17 protein-coding genes are annotated in these 16305 nt (G+C 41.6%); 4 read left to right on the top strand and 13 right to left on the bottom strand.

What is annotated here, in order from left to right:
• Nucleotides 1-61: 61 nt before the first annotated feature.
• The 5 genes from D8805_RS00610 to D8805_RS00590 form a co-directional block, all read right to left on the bottom strand.
• The gene (locus D8805_RS00610; RefSeq protein WP_125415081.1) at nt 62-1144 is read right to left on the bottom strand and encodes a carbamoyl phosphate synthase small subunit; all 1083 of its coding nucleotides are present in this window, start codon (nt 1142-1144) and stop codon (nt 62-64) included.
• A 49-nt stretch (nt 1145-1193) separates the two neighbouring features.
• On the bottom strand, nt 1194-2117 hold the full coding sequence (locus D8805_RS00605) for an aspartate carbamoyltransferase catalytic subunit (protein ID WP_001293859.1): 924 nt from the start codon (nt 2115-2117) through the stop codon (nt 1194-1196).
• Nucleotides 2118-2138: 21 nt separating this feature from the next.
• Nucleotides 2139-2660 (bottom strand): bifunctional pyr operon transcriptional regulator/uracil phosphoribosyltransferase PyrR, encoded by a 522-nt coding sequence (gene pyrR / locus D8805_RS00600; protein ID WP_001259298.1) that lies wholly within the window; start codon nt 2658-2660, stop codon nt 2139-2141.
• 208 nt (nt 2661-2868) lie between these two features.
• Nucleotides 2869-3498 (bottom strand): endonuclease III, encoded by a 630-nt coding sequence (nth, locus tag D8805_RS00595; RefSeq protein WP_125415080.1) that lies wholly within the window; start codon nt 3496-3498, stop codon nt 2869-2871.
• Nucleotides 3498-4040: a YceD family protein gene (locus tag D8805_RS00590; RefSeq protein ID WP_125415079.1), complete on the bottom strand. Its 543-nt coding sequence runs from the start codon at nt 4038-4040 to the stop codon at nt 3498-3500. Before D8805_RS00590 ends, nth begins: the two co-directional genes overlap by 1 nt.
• Nucleotides 4041-4207: 167 nt before the next feature.
• Between D8805_RS00590 and D8805_RS00585 the strand changes: the two genes are divergently transcribed.
• Nucleotides 4208-4537 (top strand): helicase BlpT, encoded by a 330-nt coding sequence (locus D8805_RS00585; protein WP_125415078.1) that lies wholly within the window; start codon nt 4208-4210, stop codon nt 4535-4537.
• 330 nt (nt 4538-4867) lie between these two features.
• Complete coding sequence (locus D8805_RS00580) at nt 4868-6427, top strand: ATP-binding cassette domain-containing protein (protein WP_125415077.1); 1560 nt, start codon at nt 4868-4870, stop codon at nt 6425-6427.
• Between the two features lie 45 nt (nt 6428-6472).
• Here the strand turns inward: D8805_RS00580 and htpX are convergent, their stop codons facing one another.
• Together htpX and D8805_RS00570 are read right to left on the bottom strand one after the other, a co-directional pair.
• The gene (gene htpX, locus D8805_RS00575; RefSeq protein ID WP_125415076.1) at nt 6473-7372 is read right to left on the bottom strand and encodes a zinc metalloprotease HtpX; all 900 of its coding nucleotides are present in this window, start codon (nt 7370-7372) and stop codon (nt 6473-6475) included.
• A gap of 1 nt (nt 7373) precedes the next feature.
• The gene (locus tag D8805_RS00570) at nt 7374-7934 is read right to left on the bottom strand and encodes a LemA family protein (protein ID WP_125415075.1); all 561 of its coding nucleotides are present in this window, start codon (nt 7932-7934) and stop codon (nt 7374-7376) included.
• Nucleotides 7935-8027: 93 nt separating this feature from the next.
• Between D8805_RS00570 and rsmG the strand changes: the two genes are divergently transcribed.
• Nucleotides 8028-8741, top strand: coding sequence for a 16S rRNA (guanine(527)-N(7))-methyltransferase RsmG (rsmG, locus tag D8805_RS00565; RefSeq protein WP_125415074.1), 714 nt, complete (start codon nt 8028-8030; stop codon nt 8739-8741).
• A 430-nt stretch (nt 8742-9171) separates the two neighbouring features.
• Complete coding sequence (locus tag D8805_RS00560) at nt 9172-10455, top strand: uracil-xanthine permease family protein (protein ID WP_185774550.1); 1284 nt, start codon at nt 9172-9174, stop codon at nt 10453-10455.
• 49 nt (nt 10456-10504) lie between these two features.
• Here D8805_RS00560 and D8805_RS00555 read toward each other — a convergent pair whose 3' ends face one another.
• From D8805_RS00555 to D8805_RS00530, 6 genes are all read right to left on the bottom strand, one after another.
• Nucleotides 10505-11263: a CPBP family intramembrane glutamic endopeptidase gene (locus tag D8805_RS00555; RefSeq protein ID WP_125415072.1), complete on the bottom strand. Its 759-nt coding sequence runs from the start codon at nt 11261-11263 to the stop codon at nt 10505-10507.
• 144 nt (nt 11264-11407) lie between these two features.
• Nucleotides 11408-12319, bottom strand: a complete 912-nt coding sequence (locus D8805_RS00550) for a DMT family transporter (RefSeq protein ID WP_125415071.1) — start codon at nt 12317-12319, stop codon at nt 11408-11410.
• Nucleotides 12320-12328: 9 nt separating this feature from the next.
• On the bottom strand, nt 12329-13264 hold the full coding sequence (locus D8805_RS00545) for a serine hydrolase domain-containing protein (protein ID WP_125415070.1): 936 nt from the start codon (nt 13262-13264) through the stop codon (nt 12329-12331).
• Nucleotides 13261-13986: a CppA N-terminal domain-containing protein gene (locus tag D8805_RS00540; RefSeq protein WP_125415069.1), complete on the bottom strand. Its 726-nt coding sequence runs from the start codon at nt 13984-13986 to the stop codon at nt 13261-13263. Before D8805_RS00540 ends, D8805_RS00545 begins: the two co-directional genes overlap by 4 nt.
• 123 nt (nt 13987-14109) lie before the next feature.
• Nucleotides 14110-14979 carry an aquaglyceroporin Gla gene (gla, locus tag D8805_RS00535; RefSeq protein ID WP_125415068.1) on the bottom strand — a complete coding sequence of 290 codons (870 nt, stop codon included), beginning with the start codon at nt 14977-14979 and terminating at the stop codon, nt 14110-14112.
• Between the two features lie 157 nt (nt 14980-15136).
• On the bottom strand, nt 15137-16303 hold the full coding sequence (locus tag D8805_RS00530) for an ATP-grasp domain-containing protein (protein WP_125415067.1): 1167 nt from the start codon (nt 16301-16303) through the stop codon (nt 15137-15139).
• Between the last annotated feature and the right edge of the window lie 2 nt (nt 16304-16305).

Here is a 16305-nt window from a genome sequence, read left to right as displayed (position 1 = left end):
GCTCAACTAAAAGAAAGGACTTGCCTTTTTATTCGACAAGCCTCTGACAGAGTTTCCTATATCAGCGATTAGCAGATTTAAACGACTCCATCATTTCGATAAATTCATCAAAGAGATAGCTTGCATCATGCGGTCCTGGAGCTGCATCTGGGTGGAATTGCACAGAGAAACCTGGTTGGTATCTGTGACGCACACCTTCAACTGACTTGTCATTGATTTCTTCGTGGGTAATAATCAAATGCTCTGGCAAATCCTCACGGCTAACCGCATAACCATGGTTCTGGCTAGTAAAGTCTACTCGGCCTGTTGCAATTTCACGCACCGCGTGGTTAAATCCACGGTGACCAAACTTCATCTTGTAGGTCTTAGCACCATTTGCCATAGCAAAAAGTTGATGTCCCATACAGATACCAAAGATTGGAATCTTCCCTTGCACACCACGAATCATATCGAGTGCCTGAGGAACATCTTCTGGATTTCCTGGACCGTTTGACAACATGACCCCGTCAGGATGGAGATGGAGAATCTCTTCTGCTGTTGTTGTGTATGGAACAACGGTCACGTTACAGTTACGCTTAGATAGTTCGCGTAAGATAGAATGTTTAAGACCAAAGTCTACCAGAACAACACTCAATCCAACTCCAGGAGCAGGATAAGCTGTCTTAGTAGAGACTTGCTTGATATTATCTGTCGGTAGAACTGTCGCTTGGAGCTGGTCTATGATATGGTCCATGGTATCACCAACATGCGTAAGGGTTGCACGCATGGTACCATGCTTACGGATAATTTTTGTAAGAGCACGGGTATCAATTCCTGAGATACCAGGAATTTTCTTAGCTTTCAAGAATTCGTCCAAGGTCATTTGATTGCGCCAGTTACTTGCTCTACGTGCCTCTTCAAATACTACAACACCCTTGCAGGTAGGGCTAATAGATTCGTAATCATCACGGTTAATCCCATAATTCCCCACCAATGGATAAGTGAAGGTCAAGATTTGTCCATTGTAAGACTGGTCTGTAATGGATTCTTGGTAACCAGTCATCCCTGTGTTAAAGACGATTTCCCCTGTTACATCAATATCTGCTCCGAAGGCCTTGCCTTCAAATACTGTACCATCTTCTAATACTAGAAGTCGTTTTTTCATCTACTCACCTCTCGTTGATGCTCTCAGACATCTTTTAACGCTTTGTGCCTTATTTTGCTTTTCTATAGGCCAGCACAGATTCTAAAATTGCCATTCTGACAAAGACACCGTTGGTCATTTGCTGAACAATACGTGATTTCGGTGCTTCTACCAAGTGATCAGCGATTTCCACATCACGATTGACTGGAGCTGGGTGCATAAGGATTGCTTTTTCTTTCAAGCGGTCATAGCGTTCTTGTGTCAAACCATGCTGGTTATGATAGTCTTCTTTTGAAAATCCTGTCACAATTTCATGACGTTCATGCTGCACACGAAGAAACATCATAACATCTACTTGATCAATCACCTCATCAATTGATACAAAGCGACCGTAATGTTCAAACTCCTCACTTCTCCATTCCTCAGGACCTGCAAAGTAAAGCTCCGCTCCCAAGCGTTTAAGGATTTGCATATTAGACTTGGCTACCCGTGAGTGGTTTAAGTCGCCAGCGATAGCCACCTTAAGACCTTCAAAATGTCCAAATTCTTCATAAATTGTCATCAAGTCAAGCAAACTTTGGCTAGGGTGTTGCCCTGAACCGTCCCCACCATTGATAATCGAAGTTGTGATGGTCGGACTAGCAATCAATTCTCTGTAGTAGTCCACCTCTGGGTGACGAATGACACAGGCATCCACTCCTAGTGCAGAAAGCGTCAAGATCGTGTCATAGAGTGTTTCACCCTTATTCACTGAACTGGTCTTCACGTCGAAATCCAAAAGATCAAGTCCAAGTTTCAGTTCTGCTACCTCAAAGGATTTGTGGGTACGAGTTGAACTTTCAAAGAAAAGGTTAGAAACAATATGCTGTTCCTCATAAGAAGCACTCGCTCCGTTTTTAAATTCGATTCCTCGTTTGATCAATTTCATTACTTGTTCTACAGTAAGGTCTTCCATAGAAACGACATGTTGCAAAGCTTGTTGATTTTCTGACATTTTTTTACTCCTTTTAGTGTTTTAGGCTTGTTCTGTGATTAGTACTCTGTCTTGTCCATCTAGTTCTGTCATCTCTACGATAATTTCTTCAGAACGACTGGTTGGGATGTTTTTTCCAACATAGTCCGGACGGATTGGAAGTTCTCTATGACCACGATCAACCAAGACTGCCAAACTCACACGGGCAGGGCGACCATGGCTAACAATATTGTCGATAGCTGCACGAATAGTACGACCAGTGTAGAGTACATCGTCCACCAAAATGACTTCCCGATCTGTCACATCAACAGAGATTACAGAGGTATCTTCTCCACTTTTGACATCGTCACGGAAAGGTTTAGTATCTAGTTCTACCACTGGAACTGAAAGAGATTCTAACTGTTCCAAACGTTCTTGGATACGACGAGCGATAAAAACACCTCGCGTTTTAATACCAGCCAAAACGATTTTATTCAAATCTTTGTTTCGCTCAATAATCTCGTAGGTAATCCGAGTAATCGCTCGTTTGACGGTCAATTCGTCTACAACTTCTTTTGTCCTCATGACAAACCTCCAAAAAGAAAAGTCTCCTTAACAAGGAGACTTCAGAATGTATAGCCAAGCCAGCCCTACTGTAAAGAGTATAGACTTCTGCTATCTATTGATCCGACTCCTTGCCTGCCTCACGGGACAGGTTTAAAGGAATATTTTATTGTTATTACTATATCACAAAGAATGGATCAATGCAAGAAAAAAACATAAAATTTTTATCTTATAACGAACTAAAATCATATAATTGGGGATAGTGATCGCATTCTGGGTTCTTTGGATGACAGATAGCCCGTCCAAAGTAAATCATGGCTTGATGGGCTGCCAACCATTTCTCTGGTGGCAGAATATCCATGACACGTTTTTCTACTTCAAGGGGTGTGGCCGATTTTTTAACAATATCATGATGCTTGCAGATACGTTCAACATGAGTGTCTACTGCAAAGGCTGGAATTCCAAAGCCCACGCTCATGACTACGTTGGCTGTTTTGCGTCCAACACCTGCTAGACTTTCTAATTCCTCACGAGTTTGAGGTACTTGACCGTCAAAATCTTCCAAGAGTTGCTGGGCACATTTTTTTAGAAACTTGGCCTTATTGCGATAAAGTCCTAGACGGGAAATATGTGAGGCAATTTCACTTTCAGTCGCGACAGACATGGCTTGAGGCGTTGGAAAAGCTGCAAAGAGAGCTGGCGTAGCTTTGTTGACTGCGGCATCTGTCGTCTGAGCTGACAACATCACCGCAACCAAGAGTTCAAAATGATTGGTAAAATCAAGACTAGGCTTAGCATCTGGAAAGAGGGCAATGATTTCTTCTAGCACCTTTCGTGCTCGTTTTTTTGACAAGACCATTATTCGTCTCCGTCAAATAGTCCTTGCAAGCCAGCAAATGGACTGTTTTCTTCTTTCTTGACTGCTTGTTGAGCCTGGTATTCATCTTCAGTCATGATTTGCCAGTCATTTCCAGACACAAAACCTTGACCAGCTTCTTCTTCTGCTGTTAAGACCTTGATTGGAATGTTTAGCAAGATATTATCGGAAACGCTCTCAGCAAGGTCGATTTCCCCATTTTCGATAGGCAAGACCAAGTCATCGTCTAAAACTTCTTGATCCAGTTGGTTGGTTGCTCCTTCCATGAAGACCTCTGTCACTGGATAAGACTCCTCCAACTCAACTGGCTCCATACTGCGGCTGGAAGCAAGGACAATAGTATAAGATAACTGATAATCTAGGAAATACAGACGGTCTTCGTACTGGACCTTTCCCACTGCTAGGATATCTTTGACATCTAAAATTTCTTGATTCCGTTTACGCAAGTCTGCGACAAGGTCTAAAGTTTGTTCAAAGTGTAGGCCTTCAGGCTGCTTACGAATTTCTTGAATATTTAACTTCATATTTCCTCCATAAAGATGTATTCACTTGATTATACCATGAAAAGGCTATAAGTCAGCTTTCCAAACTTTGATATTAAAAACTCATTCTTAACATATTTACTATGACATATTATCCGATTAGTGTTATACTATAGGCAAGAATACATCAGAGCAAGGAGGATGCTCACATGGAAGACAAAGCACTCATCACTAAAGCTTACCAACTCCTTTCCGAGTTAAATAAAAGCTACCAAAGTTGCAAACAAGGTACAGCCGATGATCTTCGACTGCAAGAGCTGCTGAACACTACTCTTAAGGAACTAAAAAAAGCAGAAAAGCTGGACAACAGTATCTTAATCGACCTTGAGAAATTTTACCAACGTACCAGTCTTCTGATTGGACTGGGTAGCCTAAAACTAAACGATCAAGCTCGTGCTGCTTGGCGCAACTATGACAAGTTCCACTACGAACATGTCAAACACGTATTGACTCTCTATGGACCTGTTTTTGGTTTTTAGAGCTTGAAATTACTTGTTTTCTATTGACAAAATTTCCTAAAAGGTATAGGATAGAGGTACTAATACTCGGAGGTAAGGGAGACATGAACAACTAATCTATCAAATAAAGAAACTTTATTTAGTAGATCTTGTTTTTGTCTCTTTTTGCATGCTCTTTTTGTACTGGATTTTCTGGTACTTTATCCTCATTGAAAATCAAAAAACTAGAAAGCTATGCTCCTCTTGGGTTGGGTTAGGCAGCTCCAAGCTAGTTTGACGAACTTTTCAACGAGGATAATAGAGTTTTGACAGTGACTTTGGGCTCTACTAGGTAAAGTAGAGCTTTTTGTTATGCACTATGGACATTCTAGAAAGGGCAACAATATGATAAAAATCAATCACCTGACCATCACACAAAACAAAGATCTACGAGATCTTGTTTCTAACCTAACCATGACTATCCAAGACGGGGAAAAGGTTGCTATTATCGGCGAAGAAGGAAATGGCAAATCAACCTTGCTACGAGCTTTAATGGGGGAAGCATTACCTGATTTTACTATCAAGGGCGATATCCATTCTGATCTTCAATCACTGGCCTACATTCCTCAAAAACTCCCCGAGTTTCTGAAAAGTAGAACTCTCCATGACTACTTCTTTTTGGATTCTGCTGATTTAGACTACAGCATTCTTTATCGTTTGGCGGAGGAATTGCACTTTGATAGCGACCGTTTTGCTAGCGACCAAGAAATTGGCAGTCTATCAGGGGGCGAAGCTTTGAAAATTCAGCTCATCCATGAGTTAGCCAAGCCCTTTGAAATTCTTTTTTTAGATGAACCTTCAAATGACCTGGACCTTGAGACTGTTGATTGGCTAAAAAGTCAGATTCGAAAGAGCAGGCAAACAGTTATTTTTATTTCGCACGATGAAGACTTTCTTTCTCAAACGGCTGATACTATTGTTCACTTGCGACTGGTCAGGCATCGGAAAGAAGCGGAAACGCTTGTAGAGCATTTAGACTATGATCGCTACAGTAAGCAGAGAAAGGCTAGTTTTGCTAGACAAAGCCAGCAAGCTGCTAATGACCAGAGAGCCTATGATAAAAGCATGGAAAAGCATCGCCGAGTCAAGCAAAATGTAGAAACTGCTTTGCGTAACACTAAAAATGATGTTGCTGGGCGCCTATTGGCTAAAAAGATGAAAAATGTCCTTTCTCAAGAAAAACGCTACGAAAAGGCAGCTCAGTCGATGACACAAAGGCCACTTGAAGAGGAACAAATCCAACTCTTCTTCTCAGATATCCAACCATTAGCGGCTTCTAAAGTCTTAATCCGACTGGAAAAGGAAAAGTTGTCCATTGGTGAGCGCGTTTTGGTTCAAGGACTTCAACTAACTATCCGTGGCCAAGATAAAATTGGTATCATCGGGCCTAATGGTATTGGGAAATCGACTCTGCTAGCCAAGTTGCAACAACTGCTCAGCGCCAAAAGAGAAATTTCGCTTGGTTTTATGCCACAAGATTACCATAAAAAACTGCAATTGGATTTTTCTCCAGTAGCCTATCTCAGCAAAACTGGGAAAAAAGAGGAACTACAGAAAATCCAATCTCACTTAGCCAGTCTCAATTTCAGCTATCCAGAGATGCACCACCAAATCCGTTCCTTATCTGGTGGTCAACAGGGTAAACTGCTTCTTTTGGAATTAGTCCTGCGCAAACCAAACTTTCTTCTTCTAGATGAGCCTACACGTAATTTTTCTCCCACTTCTCAACCCGAAATAAGAAAACTCTTTGCCTCTTATCCTGGTGGTCTGATCACTGTTTCGCATGACAGACGCTTCTTAAAAGAGGTCTGTACGAGTCTCTATCGTTTGACAGAAAATGGTTTGGAAGTCGTCGATTTACAAGATTTATAAATGTTGAACATAGCAAAAATCCAGAGAAATCTCTCTGGATTTTGTTTACATTTGTTTCAAGCGTTCAATTCGTTCTGAGATAGGTGGGTGGGTATAAAAGAGTTTTTGAAGTCCGCCACCTTTCTTGGGATCATTGATGTAAAGAGCGCTGCTGGCATCATCGACATGATGTTGCATTGGCTCGCTATTATCCAACTTACGCAGGGCATTGATCATCCCTTGAGGATTGCGAGTCAGCTCCACACTGGATGCATCCGCCAAAAATTCCCTCTGACGGGAAATGGCTAGTTGTACCAAGGTTGCAGCGAGAGGTGCTAGAACAATGGCTAAGAGAGAGATGACAAGCATGATAATGTCTAGACCATTTCCATCACGATCATTATCGCTCCGTCTTCGACCTGCACCACCCCACCACATCATACGACCAGCCATACTAGATAGAAGGGTAATGGCACTAGCAAGGGCGACAGCAATGGTCGAAATTCGGATATCATAGTTTCGGATATGGCTAACCTCATGGCCCATAACCGCTTCTAGCTCCTCACGATTCATGATTGCTATGAGACCCGACGTTGCCGCAACTGCCGCATTCTGCGGGTTGGAACCTGTTGCAAAGGCATTTAAAGATGAATCCTCAATGATGAAAACACGCGGCATGGGAATCTGAGCGACCATGGCCATATCTTCTACTACATGGTAGAGGTCTGGTGCTGTTTGCTCATCAACCTCACGCGCCCCATTCATAGACATGACAATCTCTGTTGATTGAAAGATCATGGTCAGAGCGTAGATAAGGCCGATAATCAAGGCAATAATCACGCCCCCAAGACCTGAGCGCATGAATAGATAGCCAACCGCATAACCAACCAAGGCCAAGAGTAGGAAGAAAACCAGCAACAAAATCCAAGTTCTTCGTTTATTGCTTGCAATTTGATCAAACAACATCTTAGTCACCTAAACCGCTAAAATCGACTTTCGGAACTGCCTTTTCCTCTTCAGGTGTTTGAAGGAAGTCTGCAGCTTTAAAGCCAAATAGTCCCGCGATGATGTTACTTGGGAAGCTTTCAAGTTTTACATTGTAGTTGCTGACAACACTGTTGTAGAGTTGACGTGAGTATGAAATTTTATTTTCAGTATTGGTCAACTCCTCTTGCAATTTAACAAAGTTTGCACTAGCTTTCAAGTCTGGGTAATTCTCTGCTACTGCAAAGATACCAGAAATCTGGCGGGTAAGGGCATCACTGGCCTTCATAGCTTCTGCTGGTGAAGTTGCTGCGGCTACTTGTCTACGAAGTTCTGTTACTTTTTCCAAGGTAGAACCTTCATATTTCGCATAGCCTTTGACTGTTTCAATCAAGTTTGGGAGGAGATCATTACGACGCTTCAATTGAACATCGATCTGGCTCCAAGCCTCCTTGGTCTGCATACGATTTTTAACCAAACCGTTATAGCTAACAATCACAAAAATAACAATCAGAGCCAAAACTCCAAGAATAATCCAAGTCATAATCTTATTCCTTTCTGCTTTTAGATTAATACCAGTATATCAAAATTTTAATGAATATGGTAAAATAAGATGATACTAGAGAAGGAAAAAACTATGAAACCAGAAACATTTTACAGCCTACTGGCTGAGCAAAATCTTCCACTTTCTGACCAGCAAAAGAACCAATTTGAACGGTATTTTGAACTCTTGGTCGAGTGGAATGAAAAGATTAACTTAACAGCCATTACAGAAAAGGAAGAAGTTTATCTCAAACACTTTTACGATTCGATTGCGCCTATCTTGCAGGGTTTGATTCCCAATGAAGATATCAAACTTCTTGATATCGGAGCGGGGGCAGGATTTCCCAGTCTGCCGATGAAAATTCTCTATCCTCAGTTAGATGTGACCATCATTGATTCGCTAAATAAGCGCATCAACTTCCTTCAACTTTTGGCTCAAGAGTTGAATTTGGATGGTGTTCACTTCTACCATGGACGGGCAGAAGACTTTGCCCAAGACAAGAACTTCCGTGCCCAGTTTGATATGGTGACGGCTCGTGCGGTTGCTCGCATGCAGATCTTGTCTGAATTGACCATTCCTTACCTTAAAGTCGGTGGAAAACTATTGGCACTCAAGGCCAGCAATGCTCCTGAGGAATTGTTAGAAGCTAAGAATGCCCTCAATCTCCTTTTTAGTAAAGTTGAAGACAATCTCAGCTACGCCCTACCAAATGGAGATCCGCGCTACATCACAGTGGTAGAAAAGAAAAAGGAAACACCAAATAAATATCCACGTAAGGCTGGCATGCCCAACAAACGCCCGCTTTAATCCTATCAATAGCGCACCCTTGTTTAAAGTTGAGTAAAAATGATTTACAAAATCATTTCTCGCTCTTACATTTCTAGGCTCGGGAAAAAATGATTTACAAAATCTGCCTCGCTCTTTTATTTCTAGACTCGGGAAAATTCGTTTACAAAACGAACCTCGCTCTCGCATTTCCGGGCTCGGGAAAAAATGATTTACAAAATCTGCCTCGCTCTTTTATTTCTAGACTCGGGAAAAATTCGTTTACAAAACGAATTTTTTCTGCTATACTATCCTAAGCAAAGGTTTTTAATGTCATCCCGTGAGGTGACGAAGACGCAGAAATATATGAAATTCTTTAATGAGATACCCCTCTCTTTAAAGAAGTCTTACTCTAAGAGCCTGTTGCTGTAAAATAATGGGCTCTTTTTTGATGCCCAAAAGTGAGGTTTATATGAAACAAGAATCAACTGTTGATTTGTTACTAGACGTTGACCAACGTCCTTCAGCTGGAAAAGGAATTCTCCTTAGTTTCCAACACGTTTTCGCCATGTTCGGTGCGACCATCTTGGTACCATTGATTTTGGGAATGCCTGTATCTGTTGCCCTTTTTGCTTCAGGTGTTGGAACACTCATCTACATGATTTCAACTGGGTTTAAAGTTCCAGTTTATCTAGGTTCTTCATTTGCCTTTATCACAGCTATGTCACTGGCTATGAAAGAAATGGGTGGGGATGTATCTGCTGCCCAAACAGGGGTGATCTTGACTGGTTTGGTCTACGTCCTTGTTGCTGCTGGTGTTCGTTTTGCAGGTACAAAATGGATTGATAAACTCTTGCCACCAATCATTATCGGACCTATGATTATCGTTATCGGTCTTGGACTAGCTAGTTCTGCTGTAACGAATGCTGGACTTGTAGCAGATGGAAATTGGAAAAATGCTCTTGTAGCAGTTGTTACTTTCTTGATTGCTGCTTTTATCAATACTAAAGGAAAAGGCTTCCTACGAATCATTCCTTTCCTCTTTGCCATTATCGGTGGTTACCTCTTCGCACTAACTCTTGGCTTGGTTGATTTTACACCAGTTCTTAAAGCTAACTGGTTTGAAATTCCTGGTTTCTACTTGCCGTTTAGCACTGGTGGTGCCTTTAAAGAATACAATCTTTACTTTGGTCCAGAAACCATTGCCATCTTGCCAATCGCTATCGTAACAATTTCTGAACATATCGGAGACCATACTGTTTTGGGTCAAATCTGTGGCCGTCAATTCTTGAAAGAACCAGGTCTTCACCGTACACTTCTCGGTGACGGTATCGCAACATCTGTATCTGCCTTCCTCGGTGGACCAGCTAATACGACTTACGGTGAAAATACAGGGGTTATCGGGATGACTCGTATCGCTTCTGTCTCTGTTATCCGTAACGCAGCCTTTATCGCAATTGCACTTAGCTTCCTTGGTAAATTCACTGCCTTGATCTCAACAATCCCAAGTGCTGTACTTGGTGGGATGTCCATCCTTCTCTACGGAGTTATCGCCAGCAACGGTTTGAAAGTCTTGATCAAGGAGCGCGTTGATTTCAGTCAAATGCGTAACCTCATCATTGCTAGTGCTATGTTGGTTCTTGGGCTTGGTGGAGCCATCCTCAAAGTAGGACCAGTTACCCTTTCAGGTACTGCCCTATCAGCTATGACAGGTATCATCTTAAACCTGATCTTACCATACGAAAACAAAGACTAGTCATCTATACACACAAAATCCACTCAGTTGAGTGGATTTTTCTGATTTCTTACCTTCCCCACGCAATCAAGAGATACATGAGGCTAGAACCAAACATGTCTGCCAAAGCATGCATGAGGAAAAATGGCAAAAGATTTTTAACCTTATACTTGTATAGAAAATAATAGAATAAACCATAAACTACACCAATAATCAGTGCCCACACTAATCCTTGATAAGTGTGAAAAGAAATCCGAATGAGGGTAGAATAAAACAAAACCCGCCACTTGTGCTTTTCTTTCACTGAAGTCAACAACCCTAGAAAGAAAAACTCTTCATAGAAGCCATTCAGCAAGGCATAGGCAATTGCCATCGGACTAAGCGCTAGGAATTTCCGTATAACTTCCATGGGATCTATGTGGGCAAAAAGAGCTGGATTTAAGTAATTGTATTCACCAGTTAGTGTCGTCACCAAGTCTCCAAACAATCCCACAATGGCAAATATAAATGGAACCCAAAAGAGAAGGGACCAGGTCCAACGAATAGGAAGCTGATTGAAATCATAATTCCGAATCAAAAGGTAAAGCAAGGCCAAGGTCAGAAATATCACTTGCAGAGTGAAGTTGCTCGAATAGGCCGCTCCTTCGCCGACAGTATCACTTGCCGTATTCATTGTAGTTGACAAACCTGTGGGAAACATACTTGCTAAAAAGAGCTCCGTTGAACGAATGATAAACAGGCCAAACATTAGAACTGTGATAATCAAAATGTCAAACCATCTCAAGTAGCGCAGGGGCTTAGTTGGGTGAATGCTTTGTAAAATTTTCATATCTCCTCCTTCTAGCAGTTAAAGATTGGTTTATTGTAAGAAAAGAAACTTAAAATTCTATAAAATTCCACTCCCATTCCTTATCCTTGATCAGTATTTCGATAGGATATTCAAAACAACCACTTTTTACGAGTAACTAGTTTCTCATTCAACCTTCTGTTTGTTTTCTATCAACAAATCTTTCAAAGAAATGATGGTTACCGCAAGTAAAATCATGGCCATACCAACAAAGTCAATCGCGTAGAATTGTTCCTTCATAATCAGAAAGGCAAAGAAAACGGCTGAAATTGGCTCTATGGAAGCCAATAAACTAGATTTAACAGGGCCTATCAGACTAGCGCCTTTTAGAAAAGCGGTGTAGGCAAAGACCGTTCCGATGATGATAATCCCAGCAAATGCAAAGAGAAAATCTAAGCTGGTTGGTATGCTGGCTTGCAAAACTCCTGTGAAGGGAATAGCCACTACACCAGAAATAACCATCCCAACACCAATCACCAAAATACTGCCCCACTTCTTAATCAAAGCGATGGGAAGGATAATATAGAGAGCATAGGTCAAGGCAGAAAAGAGCCCCCAGAAAAGACCAGCAGGTGTGACAGACAACTGGTCAAGTTCCCCATGCGTCGCGATAAGAAAAGTTCCTCCAATTGCTAAAACAATCGAAACAATCTCAGCCAGAGTCGGTGCCACCTTGTCCTTGATACAAGTATAAACCAAGATCCCAACGGGACATACATACTGGAGAACTGTCGCCGTTCCAGCATTGGTTTCCTGAATGGCAGAAAGATAGGCAAACTGGTTTAAGAAAAGTCCAAACAAGGCAAATAACAGCAGAGATAAAAGGCTTTTTCTGTCCTTTAAAAAAGATAGGAATTTATCCCTTGCAGTCATATAGGATAAGACTACCAGTGCCAATCCTGCAATGATGAGCCGCAGATTGGTCAAGACTAGAGCGGAAATCCCATGTGCCATCAGGTATTGACCACTGGTTCCAGACAAGCCCCAAGCAATCCCTGCAACTACTGTGAATAGCGTTCCTTTTACGGTTTTTGACATGCTTTCTCCCTACTCTTCCCTACGAATCATATCCATGACTTGGTTTCGATCGATTATCCACTGAGCACGCTCATCCTTCTCATACGTTCGATTGGATAAAAAGATAGCGGCTTCCTGTATCTCTCGATTCCACATGATGAAGGTACCTGTATAGCCCGTATGGTCGAGCCAGGTTCCCTCCAGATTCCAGGCTAGCGAACGCTCTTTATCATCTAAAGGAGAGTAATTTCGGCTCAAGTTTTCAGCAAAATCATCTTTCAAGTAATGTTCCAGAAAGATTTGCAAATCCTTAACAGTTGAAAATAAACCAGCACTTCCAGCATGTTTTCCTAAAAGACGAGCTTTGGGATCGTGGATATTTCCGGCTTCCACTCCTCTCACTGTTGGTACAGCATACTCTACGGGGCCAAACTTGGTTTCCGTCATTCCCCATGGGTTCAAAACTTGTTCTTCTATAATCTGATCCAAGTCTTGTTCAAAGATTTTTTCCAAAAGAAAGCCCAAGAGTAAAAAGTGAACATCTGAGTATAGAAAAGCAGACTGATTTCGTCTGTTGAGGTGAAACATGGTTTCTCTCAATTCCTCTGCACTTAACTTGTCTCGATTGGGAATAAAGGGGTCTAAGTCTGTAGCATGTGTCAGAAGTTGTCGTATAGTGATATCAGGATAATCACACTCAGGTAAAAAATCTGTCACTGGTCGATCAATATTTAATTTACCTTGCTGCCACAAGAAGGTAAAGACTGTCCCTACTCCCACAACCTTACTCACACTAGCTAGGTCATAGACCAGTCCCAACTCTGTTTTCAAACCTTTCTCAGGGTCACTCAATCCTAGATAAGACTCTTTCCATTCACCATCCTTATAATACGCAAAAGAGGCCCCGGGATATACCCCTGCCTCAATTTGATCTTCTATTTTTCTTTGAATTTTTTCCAACTTCATGCTTCTTCAAACCACAATTCGATGTTATTGGTATCTTTCCCAAGGAAGAATTTTTCAGACTTGGGAACAAAATAGCCTGTCTTTTCAAATTTCTGACGAAGACTAGTTAAATCTAGATCCTTTACCAAAAATTTCAGCATAGACAAGTCCCAAGTGACGTTGTTTTCAACAGCTAAATCTGGACCTTGCCCTTCCGTAAAGGTGATAACTGTCCCCACTTTTTCAGGATCGAGTATACTCTCCGTCCCCTCAGGCAGACGCAACTCCATAGAAATCTCAAATTGACTCAAGTATTTTATACTTTTATTTGAAGAAAATTCAGGAACAGTTTCCAGTGGAACCAAATCTCTTATATCATTTTCCGCATGAACAAGAATCACATCCTGTTCAGGAGAAACAATCTCAAAAGCATAACCACGGCTTCCTTTAAATAGGCGAGGAAGAGACTCCATCTGTGAAAGAAGATCCTCAATTTCAGAAGGATTCTTAACTTTTACCAAGAGTCTAGCTAGTTTCTTAAGCCCTTCAACTCTCCGAGTTCGCATACTGGGAGCCTCTTCGAGAATCAACTTCTCAACACCTGATTGGTCACCAAGTGAAAGGAAAGCAGATTCTTCTAATAAGGGCTTCATTCCAAGAGTTTCAATGTAAAATTTTTCATTTAATTTTCGGTTATTGACCTTCAAAGTCGGAATAATTTGTATCATTTGATTTGCATTCATAGCTTCCTCCAACTCTTTTATTTTAAAGGATTTTAGGATTTTTTACAAGCTATTCCACTTAAATTCTAGAATTTTTTACAAAAATTTCCGATAAAAAAACTGGGATTTCCCAGTTTCATTTTATTATAGGTAAAGTAGTTTAAAGACTGCTACTGCTGCAATACCAGCTGCGATTGGTGCTACAACTGGAACCCATGCATACCACCATTTTGAATCACCCTTGTGTTGACCAAGAACTGATTTTGGAAGGAGTTCGTGAAGAAGACGTGGTCCGAAGTCACGAGCCGGGTTCAAACCAGGTCCAGTAGGTCCACCAAGTGAAGTTACCAAAGCCATCACTAGGAAACCAAGTGCCAAGTGCGCAACTGAAAGTCCAGCAGCTGTGTGTGGTGCTACTTGAGCTTTTACTGCCAATTCACTTAAGTCAACAGTTTGACCAGCTTGAGTAGCCATTTGTTTCATGTATTGAAGAACCTCAGCACCAAAGAAGTTTTTAGTCATTCCTAGGGCTGCAAAGAACAAAATAAACGAACCGACAAACTCATTGATAAAACCATTTACACTTGCTGCGAAACGTGATTCTTTTGTACCGTGGTCAATGCTTGAAATCGTTGAGAAGGTACCCAAGATATTGTTTGGGTTTTCTGTTTTCAAGTAGTAAGGACGGTGAGTCGCTACAACCAAAGCTTGACCAAAAATTGCCCCCAAAAATTGCGCAAGGATGTAAAACGGTACTTGATCCCAAGAGAAAAGTCCGCTAACAGCAAGTCCAAGAGTGAAAGCTGGGTTGATGTGGTTACCAGAAACGTTACCGAACATCAAGGCTGGGATCATAACCCCCATACCATAACCAACAGCGATAACGAGCCAGCCACTTTGGTGACCTTTCGTACCTTTAAGTTCAACGTTGGCAACTGCACCATTTCCAAGAATGATCAAAATAGCAGTTCCCAAAAATTCAGTGGCATATTTAATAGCCCATGTAAAATCCATTTGATAGATTCTCCTTAATTTTTTTTAGACAATCCTTATTCTATCAATTTTTAGGCCTTTTCGCAACCGATTTTCTAAAAGAATCTCTGGAAAACGCTTTATTTAACTTATCTTTAAGAAAAGGACAAAAGGGGTCAAACACCTTTCATCCTTTTCGTTACTCTTGACGCTGACCAAAGTCTGCAATCATCTGCTCCATCTCTTGGCGACTCGGAGTGGTCAGCATATAAAGGTAGTCCCCTTGTAGCTCTGCAAAGGCTGCTGGCATGATTTTTTTGACCTTGAATTGCTGGCTGTACTTAGCAAGCAAGTCTTCTTCTGAATAGACATAGTTGGCATTGGCACGACGTGATGTAGCTAAACAGTATTGTGCTTCAAATTCTGCTGCTGGGAACTCTTCTCCTGCGACAATAGCCGCATAACCTCGGTAGAGATCCAAGGAGTGAGCGAAGTTATAAACATCAATGGTAAAGCCACCCGCAGGACGGTTATTGTACTCAATGGCAATGTAGTCGTCCCCGTCACGGAAAAACTCGATATGGAAAAAGCGTTCTCTCATTCCAAATTCTTTGACGATGGCCTCGCCATACTTGCGCAGTTTGGGATCCATATCCTTAAGCACATAGTAGGAATTGTCCATCTTATAAATCATGAGATCAAGTGGTGTATGGGCGTAGTCAAAAGTCGTTGAAAAGACGATATTACCATCCTTGTCCACAAGTCCGTCAAAGGTACAGATTTCGCTAGAAGTGACAAATTTTTCAAAGAAATAAACGGTTGAATGGTCCCATTCTTCCTTGAAGTGATTTACATCGTCTTCTGTCTCAAGCTTAAAGGTTGCTGCCGCTCCCACTCCGTTATCAGGTTTGGCAATCATTGGTAGACCAATCATCTCAACTGCTCTATCCACATCTGCTTCCGTATGGATAACAGCACCAGGTACCACAGGGACGCCTGCTTTTTTGAAAAGTTTCTTCATCTCAGACTTAAACTTGGTCTTTTTGAGATCCTCTGGTTTGGCACCAAAAATATTGAATTGCTCTCTGAGTGTTGCGTCTAGTTCAAGCCAGTATTCATTGTGGGACTCGATGCGGTCAATTGGGCCATGCTTGTAGAACAGAAAGGCAACAGCACGTTTGACTTCGCCTATGTTCTCAAGATTGTCTACACGGAAATACTCGGTCAGACTATTGCGCAAAGGCTCATCCAGTTGCTCGTATGGTTCTTGACCAATCCCCAAGACTGTGATGCCTTTACGAGCTAGTTCGATAGTAAACTGTTGAAAGTTTTGTGGATAGTAGGGAGAAATAACAAGGTAATTCATAG

The sequence above is a fragment of the Streptococcus oralis subsp. dentisani genome (genome assembly GCF_003944205.1).
Taxonomy (GTDB): domain Bacteria; phylum Bacillota; class Bacilli; order Lactobacillales; family Streptococcaceae; genus Streptococcus; species Streptococcus oralis_BH.
The sequence above is the reverse complement of the archived record's forward strand: the minus strand, read 5'-3'. Positions and strand labels throughout refer to the sequence as shown.